This is a genomic window from Shewanella sp. TB7-MNA-CIBAN-0143 (genome assembly GCF_040310065.1).
Lineage (GTDB): Bacteria > Pseudomonadota > Gammaproteobacteria > Enterobacterales > Shewanellaceae > Shewanella.
In genome coordinates this window covers 291,580-314,360 of sequence record NZ_JBEOPL010000001.1, presented here as the reverse complement: position 1 = coordinate 314,360, position 22,781 = coordinate 291,580, and the positions used below count along the sequence as shown (strand labels likewise).

Sequence of the window (22,781 nt, the reverse complement as noted above, 5' to 3'; positions counted from 1 at the left end):
TAATAACAAATGAAAACGGTATCCGAAGATACCGTTCTGGTGTTACTTATGCTTCACTAACTTATCAAGCAAGCCGTTGACAAATTTGTGACTATCTTCAGCACCAAACGCTTTCGCTAACTCGATACCTTCGTTAATCGCCACTTTAAACGGCACATCTTTACGGAAGGTCAACTCATAAGTTGCCAGACGCACAATGGCTTTTTCTACTGGTGACACTTCTTCAAAATTACGATCAAGATGCGGCTTTAACAGCTCATCAATTTGCGATGTTTTTGATGCTACACCAGTTAACAACTCACGAAAATAAGCGACATCAACACCGTCAGTGTTCTGTTCAGTTAAAAACTCATGTTCTACGTCAGCAACTTTGTTTTTACTTAACTGCCATGAATAAATGGCTTGAACGGCTAAACGGCGGGCCTTACGGCGCTCTGAAGGTTTCATACTTTTCCTACTATTACAGCTGTTGTTCTAGTTGTTGCAGTACATTAACCATTTCAAGCAAACTAAGGGCTGCTTCGCCACCTTTGTTGCCTGCTTTAGTACCCGAGCGCTCAATAGCTTGCTCAATGGTATCAGTAGTTAATACACCGAATGAAACAGGAAGATCATACTCTAATGCAACTTGTGCAAGACCTTTGTTACATTCACCAGCAACAAATTCAAAATGAGGTGTACCGCCACGAATGACAGCACCTAATGCAATGATACCGTCAAACTTTCCACTTGCTGCAACACGTTTTGCTGCAAGCGGTAATTCAACTGCACCAGGTACGCGAACAACAGTAATGTTGTCGTCACTGACCTGGCCGAAACGCTTTAATGTGTCTATTGCACCATCAAGCAGACTTTCAACTAAAAAGCTATTGAATCGCGATATTACGATCGCCACTTTGGCATTTTTCGCTTCGATATTACCTTGAACTACGTTCATTCTATCTTACCTAAATTAGCTAAAGCACCCGGCTCGGGGCAAAAAGAGGCGTTATGATATCACAGCCAAAAGCCCTGAGCGCTATGCAATTAATGAATTTGTTAAATTTACCACAAGCCAAAATTATTCAGCTATATAATCAGTCACTTCTAAACCAAAACCAGACAGTGAATGATAACGTTTTGGCGAACTGAGTAAACGCATAGTGCTGACACCTAAACTCGACAGAATTTGAGAGCCTACGCCAACACGACGAGATGTTCCTTGCCACATTGCTGGCGCAGGAGATTGACCATTATCTTCAGCTTCAAAGGCTTTTACTTTGGCCAATAAATTACTTGTATGTTCATCATTACCCAGTAGTACTAAAACGCCACCTTCGGAAGCAATCCGCTCCATGGCTTTTTCTAATGGCCAACTGCGCTTTTGATCACGTTCAGAATGCAGCAAATCATTAAAGGTGTTTTGCAAATGCACACGCACCAAACAATTCGGTTTTACTTCATCTTTAACCAAGGCGTAGTGTAATTGATTATCGATAGTGTCTCTAAACGTCACCATAGTAAATTCACCAAAACGAGTGGGTAATTTACACTGAGCTTCACGTACAACGGTAGTTTCGTTAGTGTTACGGTATTCGATTAAATCGGCAATAGTACCGATTTTAATCCCATGTTTTTCACTGAATATTTCTAAGTCTGGACAGCGCGCCATGGTGCCATCTTCGTTTAAAATCTCAACAATGACGCCTGAAGGTTCACAGCCAGCTAAGCGCGCTAAATCGCAACCCGCTTCAGTGTGGCCAGCGCGGGTTAATACTCCGCCCTCTTGTGCCATCAACGGAAAAATATGTCCAGGTTGCACTAAATCAGAGGCTTTGGCGTCTTTGGCAACGGCAGCTTGTACGGTCACTGCACGGTCATGAGCAGAAATACCTGTTGTGACTCCGGTCGCCGCTTCAATTGATACGGTAAAATTAGTCGAGAACTGGGCATTATTATTGGTAACCATTAAAGGCAAATTAAGCTGCTGACAACGCTCTTTGGTCATTGTTTGGCAAATTAATCCACGGCCATAGGTTGCCATGAAATTGATTGCTGCTGGCGTCACTTTATCAGCGGCCATGATCAAATCACCTTCATTCTCTCTGTCTTCATCATCCATCAAGATAACCATCTTACCTTGACGAATATCTTCAATGATTTCTTCTATGCTATGTAGCGCCATTGTCAGACCTTTATTTAGTAAGTGTTTGATTTAAACCTTAGGCATTAAATCTATTGGTATTGCATATTATGTATAGGGTACAAATGGTGTTTTACTGTCGCGATTAACGTAAAAAACCTGATTTAGCGAGTAACTCCATGGTCACGCCCGATGAAGGCTGCACATGGTTAGTTTCCGGTTGCATTAAACGTTCTAAATAACGCGCGATTAAATCGACTTCGATATTGACACTATCGCCTACTTTTAAATCCACCAGCGTGGTTTCACCTGCAGTGTGAGGTACAATCGTTAATCTAAAACGAGCACCATCGACTTCATTAACAGTCAGGCTCACACCATCGATGGTGATCGAACCTTTGTGAGCAATATAGCGACTTAATTGGGCCGGTACCGATAACCAAAACTCTAGTGATTTACCTCTGTAAGCGCATTGCTCAACTTTTGCAATGCCATCAACGTGTCCACTTACCATGTGTCCACCTAATCGAGTGGTTGCCGTAACCGCTTTCTCAAGATTAACCTTTTGACCGACCTGATAACGACTAAAGCCAGTTAAGTCAACGGTTTCAGCTGATATATCAGCCACGTAACCATCACCTAAACGCTCAACAACGGTCAAACACACGCCATTGGTTGCTATACTGTCACCTAGCTTTACGTCGGTTAAATCCAGCTTACCGCTGGCAACTGTTAAGCGGATATCGTTACCTTTGCGATCAATTTTACGTAATGTGCCAAGGGCTTCGATTATTCCTGTAAACATAATACTCACTTTTTGCAGTTAAACTTTGCTGTTGCTCAGGTTTTGGACTGAACAACACGCACATTAATAGGGTTGATTATATCTGAGGATATAACGCTTATCTTGTCCAACGTTGCGTTCATCAATTAATTGCAGTGCTGGCGTTTGCTCCATTGTACTGTAATTAGGTAACTGCAACATATTACGTCCGTGGCTACCTAATAGTTTAGGCGCCTGGTAAAGCACAATATCATCAACGAGCCCTTGGGCGACAAATGCTCCGGCTAAGGTAGCACCGGCTTCAACTAAAACAGAATTAATATGCTGACCTAAATATGTTAGCAAAGCTAACAATGGGATTCTGCCTGACGAGTCACACGTTAACTGAAGAAATGATACGTGATCGGGAAATGCAGCTTTAGTGCTTTCGGGATAATCACAGCCAGAAACCAGTAAAATAGGACTTTGAATTGAAAATAATTGTTGTGTTGCTGTTAATCTTGCGCGACTGTCGAGCACAACCCTTAGAGGTTGGAAGATTTCATCTTTTGTATGGAGAGTGGTTAACTCACCTAACGCCTCATAGCGCACATTAAGGCTTGGGTCATCGACAAGAATGGTTTCAACACCAGTGATTAATGCACAATGGCTAGCGCGGTATTTTTGCACATCAGCTCTTGCTGCACTGCCAGTAATCCACTTCGACACGCCATTAGACAGAGCCGTTTTACCATCTAAACTGGCTGCTATCTTTACCGTTATCCAAGGAAGTCCTGTTTTCATCCGCTTCATAAAACCCAGATTAAGGTCATAGGCTTGTTCGCTGAGCAATCCAACATCAACGTTAATACCAGCCTCACGTAACAGGGTTATACCGCGACCAGACACTTGTGGATTTGCATCGGTCACCGATACCACAACTCTGGCAACTTTGGCATTAATTAAGCCTAAAGCACAAGGTGGTGTGCGGCCATAATGACTGCAAGGTTCAAGAGTGACATATGCGGTGGCACCTTCAGCAGACAAGCCATTATCATGCACCATTTTCAGCGCATTAACTTCGGCATGCCCTTGGCCAGCACGTTGATGATAACCCTCACCAATAATCTTATTCTGATAAACAATGACACAACCAACACAAGGATTTGGCCGAGTGGTATAACGGCCTTTCTCGGCAAGCGCGATGGCACGGCTCATCATTTGGGTGTCAAAGGTGGACCAGTTAGACATGGGAGATAATCTCTTATTGCTTAAATGCCATTAAAACCATTAAAACAGATATTATTAAGCAGCATTACTTTTGCAATTTAGCAATGGCTTCACCAAATTGGGATACATCTTCAAATGCGCGATAAACCGATGCAAAGCGGATATATGCCACTTTATCAAGGCTCATCAACTGTTCCATCATCAGATTACCAATCATTTCAGAATTCACCTCACGCTCACCTGTCGCGCGCAGTGTTGATTTGATTTTAGTCAATGCTTGTTCAATTTCATCAATTGAGACCGGGCGTTTTTCGACCGCACGTAGCATGCCGCCACGCAATTTTTCTTCATCGAATGGTTGTCGAGTGCCGTCACGTTTGATGACTCTAGGCATGACTAATTCTGCGCCTTCAAACGTGGTGAAACGTTCATGACATTCGGTACATTCCCGGCGGCGACGTACTTGGTGACCATCAGCCACTAATCGAGAATCTATAACTTTGGTATCGGTCGCGCTACAAAAAGGGCAATGCATTGAACCTCCTGCAGAAAAAAACAAAATGGCCGCTAACAATTAGCGGCCATTAAAGTTTATCCTATTTGTTGAGCAAGGTTAACCTAAACCTTTTCAACAGGCATCAAGTGACGATTAACCGTATACAGGGAATCGGGCACATAATGCCAACACTTGACCTTTCACTCGTTCAGCCACTTCGGCGTTAGATGCATCATCAAGAATGTCACAAATCCAACCGGTCAATTCTTTCGCTTCTGCTTCTTTAAAACCACGACGAGTAATTGCTGGCGTTCCAATACGAACACCAGAGGTGACAAACGGTGAACGTGGATCATCAGGTACTGAGTTTTTGTTGACGGTAATGTTGGCATTGCCCAATGCAGCATCTGCTTCTTTACCGGTTAAATCACGACCAATTAAATCAACCAACATTAAATGGTTTTCTGTACCGCCAGAAACAATTTTGTAACCGCGAGCTAAAAATACTTCAACCATAGCTTTAGCGTTTTTAACCACTTGCTGTTGATATACTTTAAACTCTGGCTCTAATGCCTCTTTAAATGCAACCGCTTTACCTGCGATTACATGCATTAAAGGGCCACCTTGGCCACCAGGGAATACCGCTGAGTTCAACTTTTTATACAACACTTCATCATCGGCAGCAGAAATAATAATCCCGCCACGTGGACCCGCTAATGTTTTATGAGTTGTTGAGGTAACCACATGTGCATGTGGGACAGGGGTTGGATAAACATCTGCAGCCACTAAGCCTGCAACGTGAGCCATATCAACAAGCAAATAAGCACCAACTTTATCAGCAATCTCACGCATTTTAGCCCAATCGACTATGCCTGAAAATGCCGAAAAACCGCCGATCATCATCTTAGGCTTGTGCTCAATGGCTAAACGCTCCATTTCGTCATAATCAATTTTGCCAGCTTCATCGATACCGTAAGGAATGATGTTGTAAAGCTTGCCTGAAAAATTCACTGGTGAACCATGGGTCAAATGACCACCATGAGCAAGGTTCATCCCTAAAACAGTATCACCCGGTTGTAACAACGCCATAAACACTGCGCTGTTTGCTTGTGAGCCTGAATGAGGCTGTACGTTGGCATAAGTTGCACCAAATAATTCTTTTGCGCGTTCAATAGCCAATGTTTCAACAACATCAACGTATTCGCACCCACCATAATAACGCTTGCCTGGATAACCTTCAGCATACTTGTTAGTTAACTGAGAACCTTGCGCTTCCATCACACGTGGACTGGTATAGTTTTCAGATGCAATCAATTCAATGTGTTCTTCTTGACGACAAGTTTCATCTTCAATGGCTTTAAATAATTCTGGATCATAATCCGCAATATTCATCGCTTTCTTCAACATAGTAGCTCCAACATCATTATCTATATAGTAGGGTTGCGCGGTATTCTACTCTGCAACGATAATGATTTACAGTACAAACAACATGAAATTCACTGTGTTCTGAATACAAAACGATTCATGTTGATAACACCAAGCTAGCAGATTGTTTAGCGAATTGAGTCTAAAAAGCACGCTAGATAAAATCACACAATTGCCTGTTGAGTTCAGCACATAATACAGTAGAATTATCACCATCTTTGTTGACAATTAGACAGTATAATTATGGCTCAATTTGTATACAGCATGCTTCGTGTGGGTAAAATTGTCCCACCCAAAAAGCAAATATTAAAAGACATTTCGTTAAGCTTCTTTCCTGGCGCTAAGATTGGTGTGCTCGGGTTAAACGGTTCAGGTAAATCAACATTGCTGCGCATCATGGCGGGAATAGATACCGAAATTGAAGGTGAAGCACGCCCAATGCCTGGGTTAAAAATTGGCTACTTACCGCAGGAGCCGCGCTTAAACGAACAACAAACTGTGCGCGAAGCCGTCGAAGAAGCCCTAAGCGAAGCTAAAAATGCACTAATACGCTTAGACGAGGTCTATTCTGCTTATGCTGAGCCCGATGCAGACTTCGACGCACTTGCAAAAGAGCAAGGCGAATTAGAAGCCATCATCCAATCTCAAGATGCGCATAATCTTGATCATATTCTTGAACGTGCAGCTAACGCATTACGTCTGCCCGATTGGGATGAGAAAATTGCCGTACTCTCTGGTGGTGAACGTCGCCGAGTGGCCATTTGTCGCTTATTGCTTGAAAAACCAGAAATGCTATTACTCGACGAACCAACCAACCATTTGGATGCAGAATCAGTGGCGTGGTTAGAGCACTTTTTACAAGAATATAACGGCACTGTGGTGGCGATTACCCACGATCGTTACTTCTTAGATAATGCTGCTGGCTGGATTTTAGAACTCGACCGCGGTGAAGGTATTCCATGGGAAGGTAACTATTCATCTTGGCTTGAACAAAAAGATGCGCGCTTGTCCCAAGAATCGTCCACAGAAAGCGCCCGCCAAAAAACCATTGCTAAAGAATTAGAGTGGGTACGCCAAGGTGCTAAAGGTCGTCAATCAAAAGGTAAAGCCCGTATGGCTCGCTTTGAAGAATTGAACACCAACGATTACCAAAAGCGTAACGAGACCAATGAACTGTTTATTCCACCAGGGCCTCGTTTAGGCGACAAAGTCATTGAAGTGACTAATTTAACCAAGTCATATGGTGACCGCGTACTGATTGATGATTTGACATTCACGGTTCCTAAGGGCGCTATCGTCGGCATTATTGGTGCTAACGGTGCGGGTAAGTCAACCTTATTCAAAATGATCTCAGGCGAGGAACAACCAGACAGTGGCTCTATTTCTGTCGGTGATTCGGTTCAAATTGCGTCGGTTGATCAGTTTCGTGATTCGATGAATGACAAAAACACCGTGTGGCAAGAAATTTCAGGCGGCCAAGATATTATGCGCATCAACAACACTGAAATTTCTAGCCGTGCTTACGTAGGCCGCTTTAACTTCCGTGGTGGCGATCAGCAGAAAATAATTGGTTCATTATCGGGTGGTGAGCGCAACCGAGTTCACTTAGCTAAGTTATTACAAGCCGGTGGCAACGTATTATTACTCGATGAACCCACCAACGACTTGGACGTTGAAACTTTACGAGCGTTAGAGGAAGCGTTATTAGAGTTCCCTGGTTGTGCAATGGTTATTTCCCATGACCGTTGGTTCCTTGACCGTATTGCGACCCATATTTTGGATTACCGTGATGAAGGTAAAGTGAGCTTCTATGAAGGTAACTATACTGAGTACTCAACTTGGTTAAAAGCCACCTTAGGCACCGATGTAGTAGAACCGCATCGATTAAAATACAAGCGTTTAAATAAATAATTAGTCTGCAATAAAGTGTTGAATAATAAAGCAGAGCCTCAGCGCTCTGCTTTATTATATTAGCCATTATTTAAAAGGTTATTACAAAACTAACGATCGAAATCTCGACAAGTGTCAAAAATTTGTCAATTTATTGTGAGCAATGCACCACAATCTGTTTGTAAAGCCAAAATAACTTCAGTATTATAAATTATTAACGGATTATTTTACTCTTTGCTGATTACACTCAGCGCAATACAGAGTGTCGATGGTTCCAGCTTGTAGAGAAATTTAATGGAGATATCAGTGAGATACGGTTCAATTAGCCTTGCTTTATTGTGCTTATACGCAAGCAACTCATTTGCGGCACTCGAAGTCATTACCACATCAGAAAAGCAGACTCTCAATAAAATTGAAAATCAATACGATATCGATTCTCTGCTAATCACTGTTAATGACAAATTCTCACAGCTTAATAAAAAAGCCTATGACGTTGAAGGTCTGAAAAAAACAATTGTTTCAGAACAGCAGCGCTACGATGAGCTTATTACAGAATTACCTAAGGTTATTCGGGCTAAAACAGGGCTTCCAGAAACCTATAAACAAATTGAAGAGTCTGTCAATTTAGTCGATGAATTAACCCTAAAGGCAGAAGAAGACAGTAAACGCCTTGAAACTGAAAAGGTTGAAATATTAACTGAATATGAGGCGATAAATAAAAAACGTGCCGCTAAAAGTCAGCAACTATTTAAACTCAAAACTGATATTACTAATCGTTTAATTGCAGATTTATCTAAATCAAGCAGCACACTGCCAGTCAATATTAATGGTTCGACTGAGTGTTCAAAATATCAAACTATCGCAGATTGTTTGAAAGAGTCTAAAAGCAGCATTTTATCCAATACTCGTAATGAGTCGCCGTTTTTAAATGACAAAAGTGTTTTATTGTCATATGAAGTTATCGACGCCAATATGAATATGAGAGGCGATTTGCATTATAAAGTGGCAATGAACTTTAAGCCTTCTTATAACGATAAAATTGACTCAATGTTAAATGAAGAATTAGGCCTTAAGTCGGCGATGGTTACCTTAATCAGTAACGTACCAGCAGATTGGTATATCAATGGCACCAAAGTAGGCACGGGTAAAAAACTTTTTCACGAGATCCCTTTAGGGAAACACGGCATTTTAGCGTCTTACCAAAATCAAGATAAATCAAGCGTCGAAAATGTTGAAGGCAATGGCGTATTTAATTATAAATTTGCCAATGTTGCTGCGTCTAATACAGCCAGCAACCAAGCTAAAGCAGAGACAGCAGAAGTCCCAAAAGGCATTCTTAAACCATCAGCTAAACCGCAGCCTGTAGTCCAAAAAACTAAGGCTAAATACACCTTGTTTTCAGACCAAACCAGTATTAAGTTAAGTGATGATGATGCCAAAAAGAAATCATCCGATAAAGGTTATGAATACTTTATGGGTGTTACACCTGTCAATAAAAAGCAAAACATTGAATTTACTAACGAGCCTATCGAGAAGTAATGTTTCAACCAGTGTTTTAACATAACTATTTGTTCAGCCTGGCTGACATAAATCAAAGCCATATCTTCGGATATGGCTTTTTTTGTTGCTATAGCATCATCAAAACCCACTATTGATATGCGCCTTGTTACAAAGAAAATTAAAAGATTTACATTACTTTACGCTGAATTAAGCAAATATAATTACAATAAGCTTGCATCAATCACGGGCTAGTCGTTAGCCAATGTCGTCTTGTAACGACATCATCAATTATTGCTTATAGAGATGTGTACTTAAATGATCAAAAAACTTAGCCAATGTCTTTTTTCGACTACCGTATTGATGATGGGATATGTTGGGTTTATTTCCAATGGTATTGCCGCGCCCACACCTCCTCGCGCTGAAAAAGTGGTTCCTGTCGTCACCGCCACCGTTGAACAACATGAGCTTTCGCAATCAATTACCTTAATAGGAAAACTGGCGGCAACTCACTCGGTAATGATAGCGCCACAAGTCGCAGGAAAAATAGACAGCATAGCCGTCACATCTAATCAATACGTCAATAAAGGCCAAGCACTACTGACACTTGATAACCGCAAAGCAAAAGCCAGCGTGACCGAAGCGCAAGCCTATTATCAAGATGAAGTGCGTAAGCTTAATGAGTTTAACAAGTTGATTCACGTTAATGCCATCACTCAAACAGAAATAGAAGCGCAAAAGTCCAGTGTTGATATTGCTTTCGCTCGCCTTGAATCAGCTAAAACCGATCTGGATTACCATACTCTAGCCGCGCCATTTTCCGGAAACACTGGTTTGGTTAACTTCAGCCGCGGCAAGATGGTCAGTATCAATGAGTCACTATTATCACTTGATGATTTATCCGTGTTACAGCTCGATTTACAAGTGCCGGAGCATTATCTCTCTTTGTTAAGTACAGGAATGTCGGTAAACGCTTCCAGCAGAGCATGGAATAAAACCATTTTTACTGGCAAGATTATCGCTATTGATCCACGCGTCAATTCACAAACACTCAATCTCAATATTCGTAGTCAGTTTGATAATCAAAAGGGTCAATTAAAGCCCGGTATGATGATGTCAGCGACACTGGTATTTCCAAGCGTGTCTTCCCCTATTGTTCCGGTACAAGCACTTGAATATTCTGGTACCAAACGTTATGTCTACGTAATCAACCAGGACAATATCGCCACACGCACCGAAGTGATGTTAGGCGCCAGAATTGACGACCAAGTGTTACTGGAATCTGGCATTAACATCGGCGACCACATCGTCGTTCAAGGGCTGGTAAATATGCGTGATGGTGTCAAAGTAAAAGACTTAGCTAAGCAAGCTCAAACAAGCCCTGTTAAACAGGAGCAACAATAATGTGGCTAAGTGATACGGCGGTAAAGCGCCCTGTAGTTGCGATTGTATTAAGTTTATTACTGTGTGTTTTTGGCTTAGTGTCGTTCTCTAAACTGTCGGTTAGAGAAATGCCCGACGTACAAAATCCGGTAGTGACCGTCATGACCACTTATAGCGGTGCATCTGCCACTATTATGGAAAGTAAAATCACTAAGAGCCTTGAAGATGAATTAACTGGCATCAGCGGTATTGATGAAATCACCTCAACCACTCGAAATGGCATGTCACGTATTTCAATCGAGTTTGAACTAGGTTGGGACTTAACCGAAGGCGTCAGTGACGTACGAGATGCCGTTGCCAAAGCACAACGTCGCTTACCCGATGAAGCTGATGATCCGATTGTATCTAAAGATAATGGTACTGGTGAGCCGTCGATTTACGTCAACTTAAGCTCTGAAAATATGGATCGTACTCAACTCACTGATTACGCCCAGCGAGTATTAGAGGACAGATTTAGCTTAATTACTGGGGTTAGCTCAGTCAATATTTCTGGTGGCTTATACAAAGTCATGTATGTACAACTAAAACCGCAATTAATGGCCGGTAGAAATGTAACTACCAACGACATTATTAGTGCGTTAAATACCGAAAATCTTGAAACACCCGGTGGCGAAGTCCGTAACGACACCACCGTCATGTCAGTCAGAACAAAACGGCTATATTACAGCCCAGAAGACTTCAACTATTTAGTTGTCCACACTGCTGACGATGGCACACCTATTTATCTTAAAGATGTCGCTAGCGTGTTCATTGGGGCAGAAAATGAAAACTCGACCTTTAAAAGTAACGGCATCGTTAACCTAAGCCTAGGCATAGTGCCGCAATCTGATGCCAACCCATTAGATATATCATTGCAAGTACAACAAGAAGTCGACAAAGTGCAGAGTTTTCTGCCAAAAGGAACGCAGTTGGTTGTCGATTATGATGCCAATGTGTTTATTGCGCGCTCGATTAATGAGGTTTACAACACCCTATTCATTACTGGGGTATTGGTTATTCTTGTGCTGTACATTTTTATCGGTCAAGTACGGGCAACACTCATTCCTGCAGTCACAGTACCAGTATCATTAATTGCCGCATTTATGGCGGCATACAGCTTAGGTTATTCCATTAACTTATTAACCCTAATGGCGCTTATTCTAGCCATTGGTCTAGTGGTTGATGACGCCATCGTTGTGGTTGAGAATATCTTCCACCATATTGAACAAGGTGAAAAACCGATACTTGCGGCCTATAAAGGGACTCGCGAAGTCGGTTTTGCTGTGATATCAACTACCCTAGTACTGGTGATGGTATTTTTACCTATTTCATTTATGGATGGCATGGTCGGGTTATTGTTTACTGAGTTCTCCGTGATGCTGGCAATGTCGGTGCTGTTTTCATCCCTTATCGCCCTTACCCTTACCCCAGTGATGAGCAGTAAACTATTAAAAGCCAATGTGAAGAAAAATCGTTTTAACATTGCGATCGATAATGGCTTTAATCGTTTAGAGCAACGGTATCGTAGTATGGTCAAATGGGCATTGCACTGGCGCATGGCAGCACCATTCATTATTATCGCCTGCATCGGTGGTAGCTATTTACTCTTGCAACAAGTCCCTTCTCAACTCTCACCACAAGAAGACCGCGGGGTATTATTTGCGTTTATTAAAGGCGCCGAAGGCACCAGTTATAATCGCATGGTTGCCAATATGGACATCGTTGAAAACCGATTAATGCCACTATTGGGTCAAGGAGTAGTGAAATCATTTAGCGTTGAAGCGCCAGCATTTGGCGGTCGAGCGGGAGATCAAACCGGATTTGCGATTATCCAGTTAGAAGACTGGCAAGATCGTGATACCGATATTAAACAAGCGTTAGCGTTAATCAGCCAAACGTTAAAAGACATTCCAGATGTCATGGTACGGCCAATGTTGCCAGGATTTAGAGGCCAATCAAGTGAACCGGTTCAATTTGTACTGGGCGGCTCTGACTATTCTGAGTTATTTAAATGGGCTCAAGTACTACAACAAGAAGCCGATGCAAGCCCTATGCTGGACGGGGCTGATTTAGATTACGCAGAGACCACACCAGAACTTGTTGTGACGGTAGACAAGCAACGAGCTGCAGAGTTAGGCATTAGCGTTTCAGAAATAGCGACAACCTTAGAAATCATGTTGGGCGGCCGCAGTGAAACAACCTTTGTTGAACGTGGCGAAGAATATGATGTGTACCTTCGCGGTGATGAAAACAGCTTTAACAGCGTCACAGACCTCAGTAAGATTTACTTTAGAAGCAGCAAAGGCGAATTAATCACCCTTGATACCGTCACTAAAGTTGAAGAAGTTGCCTCGCCGCAACGATTAAGTCATACCAATAAGCAAAAATCGATCACCATCAAGGCAAATTTAGGCGAAGGTTATACCCTTGGCGAAGCCCTCGACTTTTTAGAACAACGCGCAATAACATTACTGCCAAACGATATTTCAATTGCCTACACGGGTGAGTCAAAAGACTTTAAAGAGAACCAAGCTGGAGTGCTCATTGTATTTGCTTTAGCACTGCTGATTGCTTATCTGGTATTGGCGGCTCAATTTGAAAGTTTTATCAATCCTGCAGTGGTGATGTTTACCGTTCCCATGGGGATTTTTGGTGGCTTTATTGGCTTAGTGCTCACTCATCAAGGGATGAATATCTATAGCCAAATTGGCATGATCATGTTGATTGGTATGGTAACTAAAAATGGTATATTAATCGTTGAGTTTGCTAATCAGCTACGCGACCGAGGCTTATCGCTCGACAATGCCATTATTGACGCATCGGCTCGTCGCTTAAGACCCATTTTAATGACAGCCTTTACCACCCTTATTGGTGCCATACCATTAATCGTATCAACCGGCGCGGGGAGTGAAAGCCGTATTGCGGTAGGAACTGTGATATTCTTCGGCATGGCATTTGCGACCGTTGTCACCCTATTGGTGATACCCGCAATGTACCGACTTATTTCTTCGTCAACTCACTCTCCAGGGTTTGTTGAAGCACAACTTAATGACGCCATTGCCGCTCAAAAAGCGCAACAGCCTTAATCTTCACAGGTGTAATAATGACAACGCTTGCCGTATTTGTAGATGTGCAAAATATTTATTACACCTGTAAGCAAGGTTTTGGCCGTTCATTCAATTACCGAGCTTTATACAAACATTTGTCGGCACAGGGCACTATTAGCCACGCAATAGCTTACGCTATAGCACCAGCCGATGACGGTCAGGTTAAATTTCAAGATGCACTAAAACATATTGGTTTTACGGTTAAAACCAAACCTTATATCCAGCGCAGTGATGGTTCCGCCAAGGGAGATTGGGATGTTGGGATTACCATCGACATGCTAGAGATAGCGCCCACGGTAGATGAGGTTATTTTACTGTCTGGTGATGGTGATTTCGATTTATTACTCAAAAAAATCAATCAAACGACCACATGCTACACCCATGTATTAAGTGTTGATCGCCTCACTGCAAAATCATTAACCGATCAAGCCCAGCACTTCACCGCAATCGATGCCTCGCTTCTTATTTAAATACAAACAATGACAATAATCACCCACTTTAAGCACAAGCGACAAAGCTAACACATACGACAAAAATATCGCTAAGATTGATACCAACAGGAATTAGTTTGATTTATTCCTCAGCCATTCAGCCTTCACTTACACAAGTTTCTTCTCATCAATACAGTTTAAATTTGATGAAAGGAAGATGAGTAGATCCCAAACCCACAAACAATGTTATTATTTTGTTGTGTAAAATAGTGACTGTATTTACAATATATCATCCTGTTATTATAGGTATCAAAATCAGTTTTTTATAAAAATAATAATAAGGTCTCTGATGGTGTTCTTTTTCCAAAGATGGTTATGCTCGCTGTTATGCTTACTTCTTTCAGTTGCCTTTATTTCAGCCACAAACGCAGAACAGTTTCAAATAGATAGGCTCAATATTGCTGACGGTTTACCGTCAACCATGATCACCTCTATCTATCAGCAAAAAAATGGATTTTTATGGTTTGCAACCGATGCTGGTGTGAGCCGTTATGATGGCCAAGAGTTTATAAATTTTCAGTTTTCACCGGGATCCAAAAGACATATATCGAATAACTTTGTGACAGATATTATCGAAGACGCCCAAGGCAATATCTGGTTCGCTACTGAAGACGGTCTTAATCAACTCACCGTCGATGATGAACTTAACACCTACCCCACCTCACAACAGCCTTTCGCTCAAAACACCAATTGGATAATGCGTTTATACTTGGATTCAAAACGTCAGCTATGGATAGGTACTGGCAGTGGGTTACAATATAAAACAGAGCATGGAACCGATTTTATCTCGGTTCCATTATATTTAAACCAACAAGATACTCCTGTAGAAACATCTATTTACAGCATAGTAGAAGACACTCAACACCGTATTTGGGTAGGGACCGACCATGGTCTCGCATTATTAGAACCCAACAGTACAACAATGCAGCTATATCAATCAGATAAAGCACAAGCAATATCCACTACAGGTTCAGCCGTTACTACGGCAGATTTATTTAATGATTACATTCTGACGAGTCAAATAGATAATCATGGTCAACTTTGGTTTGGTAGCCAACATTTTGGCTTAATTAAATTTATGCCTAACGACAACACATTCCAGCATTTTTTTAGTCCAAAACAACCAAAGGTTGGACAAATTCCCAGTAACTACATCTCCAGCATAGCGATTGAAGACGATCAACATATCTGGATTAGTACCGATAAAGGTGCGGCAAATTTAACTGTCGCATCCGAACATTTTGACTGGTTAACCTCACAAACGTTTAATCAACAATCATTACCGACCAATGATGTTGATGATGTATTTATCGACCATTCAGGAATCATTTGGTTTGCGACTAACCAAGGTGCGGCCTTTTACACGCCATTGAAAAAATCAAGTCGACTGTATAAACCCCTTGCCAGCCAATCAGAGCTATCAGGAGGCAATGTTTACGCAATAGCCTTAACGCAATCAGGTGATGCCTGGGTAGCAACAAATAAGGGTATCGATAAGATAAACATCGATAATAAAACGGTTGAATTAGGACCTTTAAAAGATAAAACCACTCCATCATTAATAAACAATATTTGGAACGTAACAACAGACAAAGATAATAATCTGTGGTTTTCTGACGCTGAAGGCCTGAGTTTTTATGATCAACGCTCTGACACTGTGCAACACTTTAGTAATAAAGTGAATAATCCCTATGGCTTTCCTAATACTGATTTCTATACTGTTGACCCAGACCAAGAAGGCAATGTGTGGATCACTGGCTATTTAGACGCTGGCGTAATGCTATTTAACCCGCAAAAAGGTTTAATAAAACATTATTTTAACGATGCGGATAATCTTTATACTTCAGGTGGGAATTTCACCTTCGACAGTTTAATCGCTACCCAAGGTGAGTTATGGTTAGCCACCACCAATGGTATTTTCATTATCGATCCTAAAACGGATATCACCTCGCACTTAAGCTTAGGTAATGAAAGAGAGAACATCCGAATAGGCGGTATTTACCAAGATAAACAAGGCATTATATGGGCAGCAACCCAAGGTCTCGGGTTAGCAAAAATAATTCCAACATCAAATGTACCTCAGGGATTTACCATTGAATACATTACACGTCAGCAAGGCCTACCAGATAACCGTTTAAAAGCCGTCATTGGTGATGACCAAGGTAATTTATGGCTAACGAGCCAGCATACGTTGATCAAATATACCCCCAAAACCGCTAAAATAAGTGTTTATCCCAGCGTGATTAACACCGACAACTTAACCTTTAATGAAGCCGCAATAGCCATTTATCAACACCAGTTACTATTAGGTACTAATAAAGGGGTGATACAGATAGATATCGACACTATTAGCCAAAATGATTTTGCGCCTCCGGTGCATATCACTTCGGCAAAAATAGCCAATAAATCGTATATTAATATTAACAGCCATAACCCTCCCCCGAAGCCGATACTTGATTACGACAACAACATGATCCAGTTTTCATTTGCATCATTAGACTATACCGCCCCTGAACGGAATCAATATCGATATATGTTAGCCGGGTTCGATCAGGATTGGCTGACCACATTACTACCTCGGGCGATGTACACTAATTTAGCCGCTGGTGATTATGTGTTTAAAGTACAAAGCACCAATAGCGACGGTATATGGAGCAACCAACAGGCAGAATTTGCATTTAACATTAAAAAAGCCTGGTGGTATTACGCATTAATTGCTTCGGGCACCATGATTATATTGATTATGATTTTGTTTGCGTTATCTCGAATAAAACAAATGAGAGAGCTCAGTCGCCGGGCTAACTTTGACAGCTTAACGGGATTGGCAAACCGGTTTCATTTTAATCAACAACTGTCATTACTTATGTCTAATCCATACAACACCGCCGCTGTGGTGTTTATCGATTTAGATCACTTTAAAGAAGTTAACGATTCTATGGGCCATGACGTAGGCGATGAGCTCATTATCCAAGTAGGTAAACGGCTTCAGCATTGTTTAAGCCAACAAGATGTATTGGCTCGACTCGGCGGAGATGAATTTGCCTTAATCATTCCATACGAGCAAGTTGCGGCCGACGTGAACCGAGATTTAGTTAATATCATTGAACGAGTTCGTCAAACGCTCAACAAAGGCTATCAAATCAATCAATATTGGCTAAACAGTTCTGCCAGTATTGGTGTGGCATGCTTCCCTGAAGATGGTAAAGATGCCAAAACATTATTAAAACATGCTGATACCGCCATGTACGCAGCTAAACAAAATGGGCGAAACGGAAGTTACTTTTTTAACGAAACATTATCCACGGCACTATTAGAAAGATTATTGATTAAAGATCAGCTAAATAATGCCATGTCAGATGCGCAACTTGAAGTGCATTACCAGCCAAAATGTTGCGTTGATACACATGAGATTGTCGGTTTAGAGGCGTTACTTCGTTGGAATCACCCTCAACACGGGATGATATCTCCTAGCCGCTTTATTGATCAAGCTGAAGACAGTGGCTTAATTATCGATATTGGATTATGGGTACTTGAACAAGCCTGTCAGCAAGGATATCGTTGGCTTCAACAAGGGATACTGAGAGGCAATATTTCGGTTAACATTTCACCGGTACAATTATCACAACCGACTATTGTTGATGACATTGCTGCCATTTTAGAACGAACCGCCTTCCCGGCTCATCATCTTGAACTTGAAATAACCGAGTCATTACTCATTAAAGATTTAAAAACAGCACAAGACGTTCTATTAGCACTCAAACAATTACGCGTACGTATTGCCCTAGATGATTTTGGCAAAGGTTATTCGTCATTAAACTATTTGACCCAGTTCCCCATTGATACTTTAAAAATTGATAAGGGGTTTTTAAGCAGTATTTTGCCTGAAGAAACCAGCAATATAGTATTACGAAACATCATTACCTTAGGTAATGAGCTGAAATTAGATGTCATTGCAGAAGGCGTCGAAACTCATGCTCAACTGCTTAAATTGAAACAGTACAATTGTAAAATAGTTCAAGGTTTTTTATTCAGTCATGCTCTTGATGTCACTCAATTAGAAGTATGTCTTCTACATAACAAGTTAACCTTATGTGAATATGTTGAAGTTGAAAACGAATAATGAGAGCGGCAACTTATTAGCGATTCATGCATAAGCAGCACCCAAACTGTTAACGACTTACTGCGACGTCTGCAAACACACATAACCTTCACTAACGATGCTGTTACCTATCAATCTGTATTCTAAACTAACCCTAATAAGGTGCCTTAAACTCTCGTTATTGATGCGAAGACACATTCATTTCAAGGCAGATAATTGCCTGTGAAATGCTTATTCATATCGCATTACATTGTTATTATTTAAATCAACAATGAGAGGGCTCACATGATTGGGAATATCACTTTATTTGCAAAAGTGTTATTCTTGCTGGGCCGTAGCAGGACACTTCTATAAAGGATTATATGTCGTTAATACGTTACAAAAAACTAATTTTTGATTACATTCCCATGCCCAAACGAGCTCGTTTATTCATCCAATTGATATTCATATCAGTGGGAGTTCTATATACATTTAACTCGACCATCGCCGTGGCGGAACCACTAAAAATCACTTTAGCTGCAGAAGATAGTTGGCCTCCTTTTGCCGATGAAGTGGGTAATGGTATTTCCCATAACCTTATTAGACAGGCTTTTAAGCAAGTTGATGTTGACGTTTCTACTATTGTCGTACCCTATACTCGTGGTTTGATTATGACCGAGCGAGGTTCGGTTGATGGCGTTTTTAATGTAACAAAAGAGCAAAGCACTATTAACCGATTTATATTCGGTAATGAACCTTTGTTTACGGTAACAGCTTCTTTTTTCTTTGCCAAAGAACACCCTACCATTGCGGATAATAAATGGCAGATCCCAATAAAAAGCACGATTGGTATTGTGAGTGGTTATGAGTACGGCGACGAATTTACGACGCTTGTTGAACAGCTGCAGCTACACGTCATCACGGTAAATAGCCAGCGCCAATTAATCAATTTATTATTAGTAGGCAGAATTGATACCGCCATTATGTATGATCTTGTTGCTGATGTTTACATCGAACAGATGGGTGTTAGCCGTAATATAAAAGCTAAGTTTAATAATCATACCAGTAAAATTTTCGTCGCATTTTCTAAACTTAACCCTCAAGCAGAGCACATTAGCCAATTACTCGACAAAGGGCTGCTAACGTTACAAAGACAAGGTAAGTACCAGCAGCTACTTCTGCCTTCAAATGATTAACGACATAACCACAATATCAATAACATAAGGTCATAGTGTAATGAGTCACCCCTCTGTAGAGCACAAGTACAGCCCAGTTCACTCTTTTTCTGTACAAATTTATTATGAGGACACCGACTTTTCTGGTGTGGTATATCATCCTAACTTCTTAAAGTATTTCGAGCGTGCGCGTGAACATGTCATCGGCGCAGATGTACTCAGCCAACTTTGGCAGCAACAACAATTGGGTTTTGCCGTTTATCGCAGCGATATGTTATGTCACGATGGGGTTGAGTTTGCAGATATTATTGATGTGCGCACACAATTTTATTTTGAAAGTAAATATCGTACCGTATGGAAACAACAAATATGGCGGCCTAATGCTAAAAAACCTGCAGTAACCGCTACAATTGAAATGGTCTGCATGAACCAGAAGCGTCAACTTTCACCTATGCCTGTAGAATTAATCGCTTATTTATCAGCAGGATTTAAGTAATTAACCATCAGACACAACGACATTTAACGTTGAAGAGAGTTAACTTTTAGGATCACTAAAGTGTGGATTATTAATTTTTTGATAATTAAGTTGCGGATAAAGATGTTCAAACTCACTGGCAGTAAATGGTTTAGCAAAGTAATCACCTTGAATAGTGTCTACTCCAAAAAGATGTAATGCATCTAAAACAGACTTAGATTCAACCCCTTCAACCGTCACTTCAAAACCTAAATTTTTAGCCAGCTCGATACTGGTCTTAACAATTTGTTTCGCCGCTTGAGATGTTTCAAATTCATCTAAAAAGGCTTTATCAATTTTCACTTCATCAACGGGCAAATGACGCAAATAAGCTAAAGAAGAATGACCAGTACCAAAATCGTCAATCGCAAGTTTAACTCCAATATCACGTAATTGATTTAAGGTAACAATCGTTTGCTCGAGCGATTTCATTAACACACTTTCAGTAATTTCAATGGTAATGGTTTCGGCAGGAACCAGATACTGGGATAGTTTGGTGGCGACATCGGCAGCAAGGTTTGGATTATCTAAATCAGTAGATGACAAATTAATGGCTACATTAACGTAAACCCCCATATTTCGCCATTTGGCTTGTTGAGCCAATACGTTATCTAACACCCAACTACTCAGAATATCGATCATTCCGGTCTGTTCCGCTAATGGAATAAATTCATTTGGAGAAATTAATCCTAAGCCTTCATGTTGCCAACGAATTAACGCTTCAACCTGCTTACATCGGCCGCTTTTTATGTCTAGCTTTGGTTGAAATACCATAAATAATTGACCTTGCTTTAACCCTTTAGGCAAGCCATTAATAATCAACAATTCTCGGTATTGTGCTTTATCATCATCTTGATCGTAAAAAGCAATCGGCTGTTTTAATGCTTTGGCTTTCTTCAGTGCTAAATCTAAACGGCGCAGCATCAAACTGACATCGGCATGATGCTCATTGAGCGACAATACTCCGAGCTGCATTTTGATACTGATTGGCTGTTGTTCTATTTCAAATGGACTTTGTAAATCATTTTTTATCGTTTGCAACTGCTCGACAGTCAACGGTTGCTGGAAAAACAACAAAAATTCATTACCGTTCATACGTGCGATGAACTGTGCTTTACAGTTCAGGTTATCTATCCGCTTGGCAAAAGCTTTCAGCAATTTGTCACCAAATAAAAAACCAAATAAATCATTCACAAAACGAAATTGTCGAATATCCACCAGCACTAACATACCTTCTGAAATAGGCATTTTTGACAACATTTTACGTTTAAAGCCGACACGATTAGCTAATCCGGTTAACTTATCTCGTTCGGTGCTAAATAGGCTTGATTGATGTAAATGATGAAGGACATTAATGAGCGGTTTTAACGATTTGGCAGGAGAATCTATGTTAAATGAATCTTGATTGAGTAATTGTAATTCTAACGAGTGAGTTAATTGTTTAATAAAACGGTGCTGACGCCAATGGAGAAATGCAATGGTGCACAGCATAATCACAATCATAAATAACACTGTTATTAGCAAATAATTCATTAAGTATTCATCATGTTACAGTTTTAGCCATCGGTTATTTAAACATCAAAAACATCTCACTTAGATATTAATCATTTAATGTTAGCTCATTGATTAATACCCGTGAAACTCACTTAACATAGCATTATTCGTAACTTTGCTTAATTGAATGGTACATATCAATAAACTCATCACTAGCAAGATCTTCTGGTGTTACAGGTAAACCTCGTAGAACAAAGACACCTAACCTTTCTTCTAACTCTTCACCGGCTCTAAGTTCACCAGTATAAAATGCCGCAGAACGAATAAAGTCGAGATAAGTCACTTTTTCAGGCATATAATGAAGATCAGCCCAACGCTCCACCACTTCCATAACTTCTGGGGCAAAGTCCCACGTTTTTAATACCGCACGACCAATCGGCCCCTGCATTTTACGTACGAGACTTCGTAAGTCATCAATTCGGCTAAACAATTCTGGGTGAACTTCTGCTTCGGTTAATACTGGTAATGCACCAATATTATGTACCAATCCCGCAAGGGTAAGCGTATCACGGTCTAGTTTTTTAGTGGGATGACGTTTGTTATACATTTCAAGCATCGCACAAGATGAAGCCGTCACTTCAATAGAGGTTTTCCATACTTCATCCATCACCTCCCACACCATTTCGTTGGTTGAGATAAAGAGCTGTTCCATGGCAACTGACGTGGTAATGGATTTAATTTGCACCAAACCAATACGATTAACTGCGGCATTTATGCTTTCTGCTTTATTACCACGAGAATATAAAGCGCTGTTTGCCACTTTAATAATACGGGCTGAAATAGCCGCATCTTGTCCAATAATATCTGCTACTTGTTTAAGGCTCGAATCTTGACGAGATACCACTTCTTGAACACGCATGGCCACTTCAGGTAATGTTGGTAAAACTAAAGCATCATCTTTGAGCTTTTTTAATAGTCCAACCAAGAGTTGATGTTCCGTAGACATGGGTTCTCCATAAATAAATAGTCTCTAATGTTGGATTATATACCCAAACCGATAACATTTGCGATTACTCA

17 protein-coding genes are annotated in these 22,781 nt (G+C 40.9%); 8 read left to right on the top strand and 9 right to left on the bottom strand.

Annotation, left to right across the window (positions count from 1 at the left end; translation table 11 throughout):
* Positions 1-42 precede the first annotated feature (42 nt).
* From nusB to glyA, 7 genes are all read right to left on the bottom strand, one after another.
* Positions 43-447 (bottom strand): transcription antitermination factor NusB, encoded by a 405-nt coding sequence (gene nusB / locus AAEY97_RS01330; protein ID WP_101085664.1) that lies wholly within the window; start codon positions 445-447, stop codon positions 43-45.
* 13 nt (positions 448-460) lie between these two features.
* Positions 461-937 carry a 6,7-dimethyl-8-ribityllumazine synthase gene (ribH, locus tag AAEY97_RS01325; RefSeq protein WP_011636512.1) on the bottom strand — a complete coding sequence of 159 codons (477 nt, stop codon included), beginning with the start codon at positions 935-937 and terminating at the stop codon, positions 461-463.
* 123 nt (positions 938-1,060) lie between these two features.
* Complete coding sequence (gene ribBA, locus AAEY97_RS01320) at positions 1,061-2,164, bottom strand: bifunctional 3,4-dihydroxy-2-butanone-4-phosphate synthase/GTP cyclohydrolase II (RefSeq protein WP_101085667.1); 1,104 nt, start codon at positions 2,162-2,164, stop codon at positions 1,061-1,063.
* A 103-nt stretch (positions 2,165-2,267) separates the two neighbouring features.
* Positions 2,268-2,927 carry a riboflavin synthase gene (locus tag AAEY97_RS01315; protein ID WP_101085669.1) on the bottom strand — a complete coding sequence of 220 codons (660 nt, stop codon included), beginning with the start codon at positions 2,925-2,927 and terminating at the stop codon, positions 2,268-2,270.
* A 63-nt stretch (positions 2,928-2,990) separates the two neighbouring features.
* Positions 2,991-4,136, bottom strand: coding sequence for a bifunctional diaminohydroxyphosphoribosylaminopyrimidine deaminase/5-amino-6-(5-phosphoribosylamino)uracil reductase RibD (gene ribD / locus AAEY97_RS01310; RefSeq protein ID WP_350995954.1), 1,146 nt, complete (start codon positions 4,134-4,136; stop codon positions 2,991-2,993).
* Between the two features lie 64 nt (positions 4,137-4,200).
* A complete protein-coding gene (gene nrdR / locus AAEY97_RS01305) occupies positions 4,201-4,650 on the bottom strand; it encodes a transcriptional regulator NrdR (protein ID WP_011636508.1) in 450 nt (149 codons plus the stop codon).
* 114 nt (positions 4,651-4,764) lie between these two features.
* Positions 4,765-6,018 carry a serine hydroxymethyltransferase gene (gene glyA / locus AAEY97_RS01300; RefSeq protein ID WP_101085673.1) on the bottom strand — a complete coding sequence of 418 codons (1,254 nt, stop codon included), beginning with the start codon at positions 6,016-6,018 and terminating at the stop codon, positions 4,765-4,767.
* A 261-nt stretch (positions 6,019-6,279) separates the two neighbouring features.
* On the opposite strand from glyA, the gene ettA reads away from it, so the two are divergent.
* From ettA to AAEY97_RS01260, 8 genes are all read left to right on the top strand, one after another.
* Positions 6,280-7,947: an energy-dependent translational throttle protein EttA gene (gene ettA, locus AAEY97_RS01295; protein ID WP_011636506.1), complete on the top strand. Its 1,668-nt coding sequence runs from the start codon at positions 6,280-6,282 to the stop codon at positions 7,945-7,947.
* 285 nt (positions 7,948-8,232) lie between these two features.
* A complete protein-coding gene (locus AAEY97_RS01290; protein WP_335690021.1) occupies positions 8,233-9,465 on the top strand; it encodes a hypothetical protein in 1,233 nt (410 codons plus the stop codon).
* 324 nt (positions 9,466-9,789) lie between these two features.
* On the top strand, positions 9,790-10,827 hold the full coding sequence (locus AAEY97_RS01285; protein WP_335690496.1) for an efflux RND transporter periplasmic adaptor subunit: 1,038 nt from the start codon (positions 9,790-9,792) through the stop codon (positions 10,825-10,827).
* Entirely contained in the window at positions 10,827-13,931 is a 3,105-nt protein-coding gene (locus AAEY97_RS01280; protein ID WP_350977735.1) for a multidrug efflux RND transporter permease subunit, read from the top strand. Before AAEY97_RS01285 ends, AAEY97_RS01280 begins: the two co-directional genes overlap by 1 nt.
* 17 nt (positions 13,932-13,948) lie before the next feature.
* Positions 13,949-14,422: a LabA-like NYN domain-containing protein gene (locus tag AAEY97_RS01275; RefSeq protein ID WP_350995950.1), complete on the top strand. Its 474-nt coding sequence runs from the start codon at positions 13,949-13,951 to the stop codon at positions 14,420-14,422.
* Positions 14,423-14,732: 310 nt separating this feature from the next.
* Positions 14,733-18,563, top strand: coding sequence for an EAL domain-containing protein (locus AAEY97_RS01270; RefSeq protein ID WP_350995947.1), 3,831 nt, complete (start codon positions 14,733-14,735; stop codon positions 18,561-18,563).
* Between the two features lie 467 nt (positions 18,564-19,030).
* On the top strand, positions 19,031-19,717 hold the full coding sequence (locus AAEY97_RS01265; RefSeq protein ID WP_242445095.1) for a substrate-binding periplasmic protein: 687 nt from the start codon (positions 19,031-19,033) through the stop codon (positions 19,715-19,717).
* 40 nt (positions 19,718-19,757) lie between these two features.
* Complete coding sequence (locus tag AAEY97_RS01260) at positions 19,758-20,192, top strand: acyl-CoA thioesterase (RefSeq protein WP_192114431.1); 435 nt, start codon at positions 19,758-19,760, stop codon at positions 20,190-20,192.
* Between the two features lie 39 nt (positions 20,193-20,231).
* On the opposite strand, the gene AAEY97_RS01255 is transcribed toward AAEY97_RS01260, so the two are convergent.
* On the bottom strand, positions 20,232-21,743 hold the full coding sequence (locus AAEY97_RS01255; protein ID WP_350995943.1) for a putative bifunctional diguanylate cyclase/phosphodiesterase: 1,512 nt from the start codon (positions 21,741-21,743) through the stop codon (positions 20,232-20,234).
* Positions 21,744-21,867: 124 nt separating this feature from the next.
* Positions 21,868-22,710 (bottom strand): HDOD domain-containing protein, encoded by an 843-nt coding sequence (locus tag AAEY97_RS01250; RefSeq protein ID WP_101085693.1) that lies wholly within the window; start codon positions 22,708-22,710, stop codon positions 21,868-21,870.
* Positions 22,711-22,781: the final 71 nt, after the last annotated feature.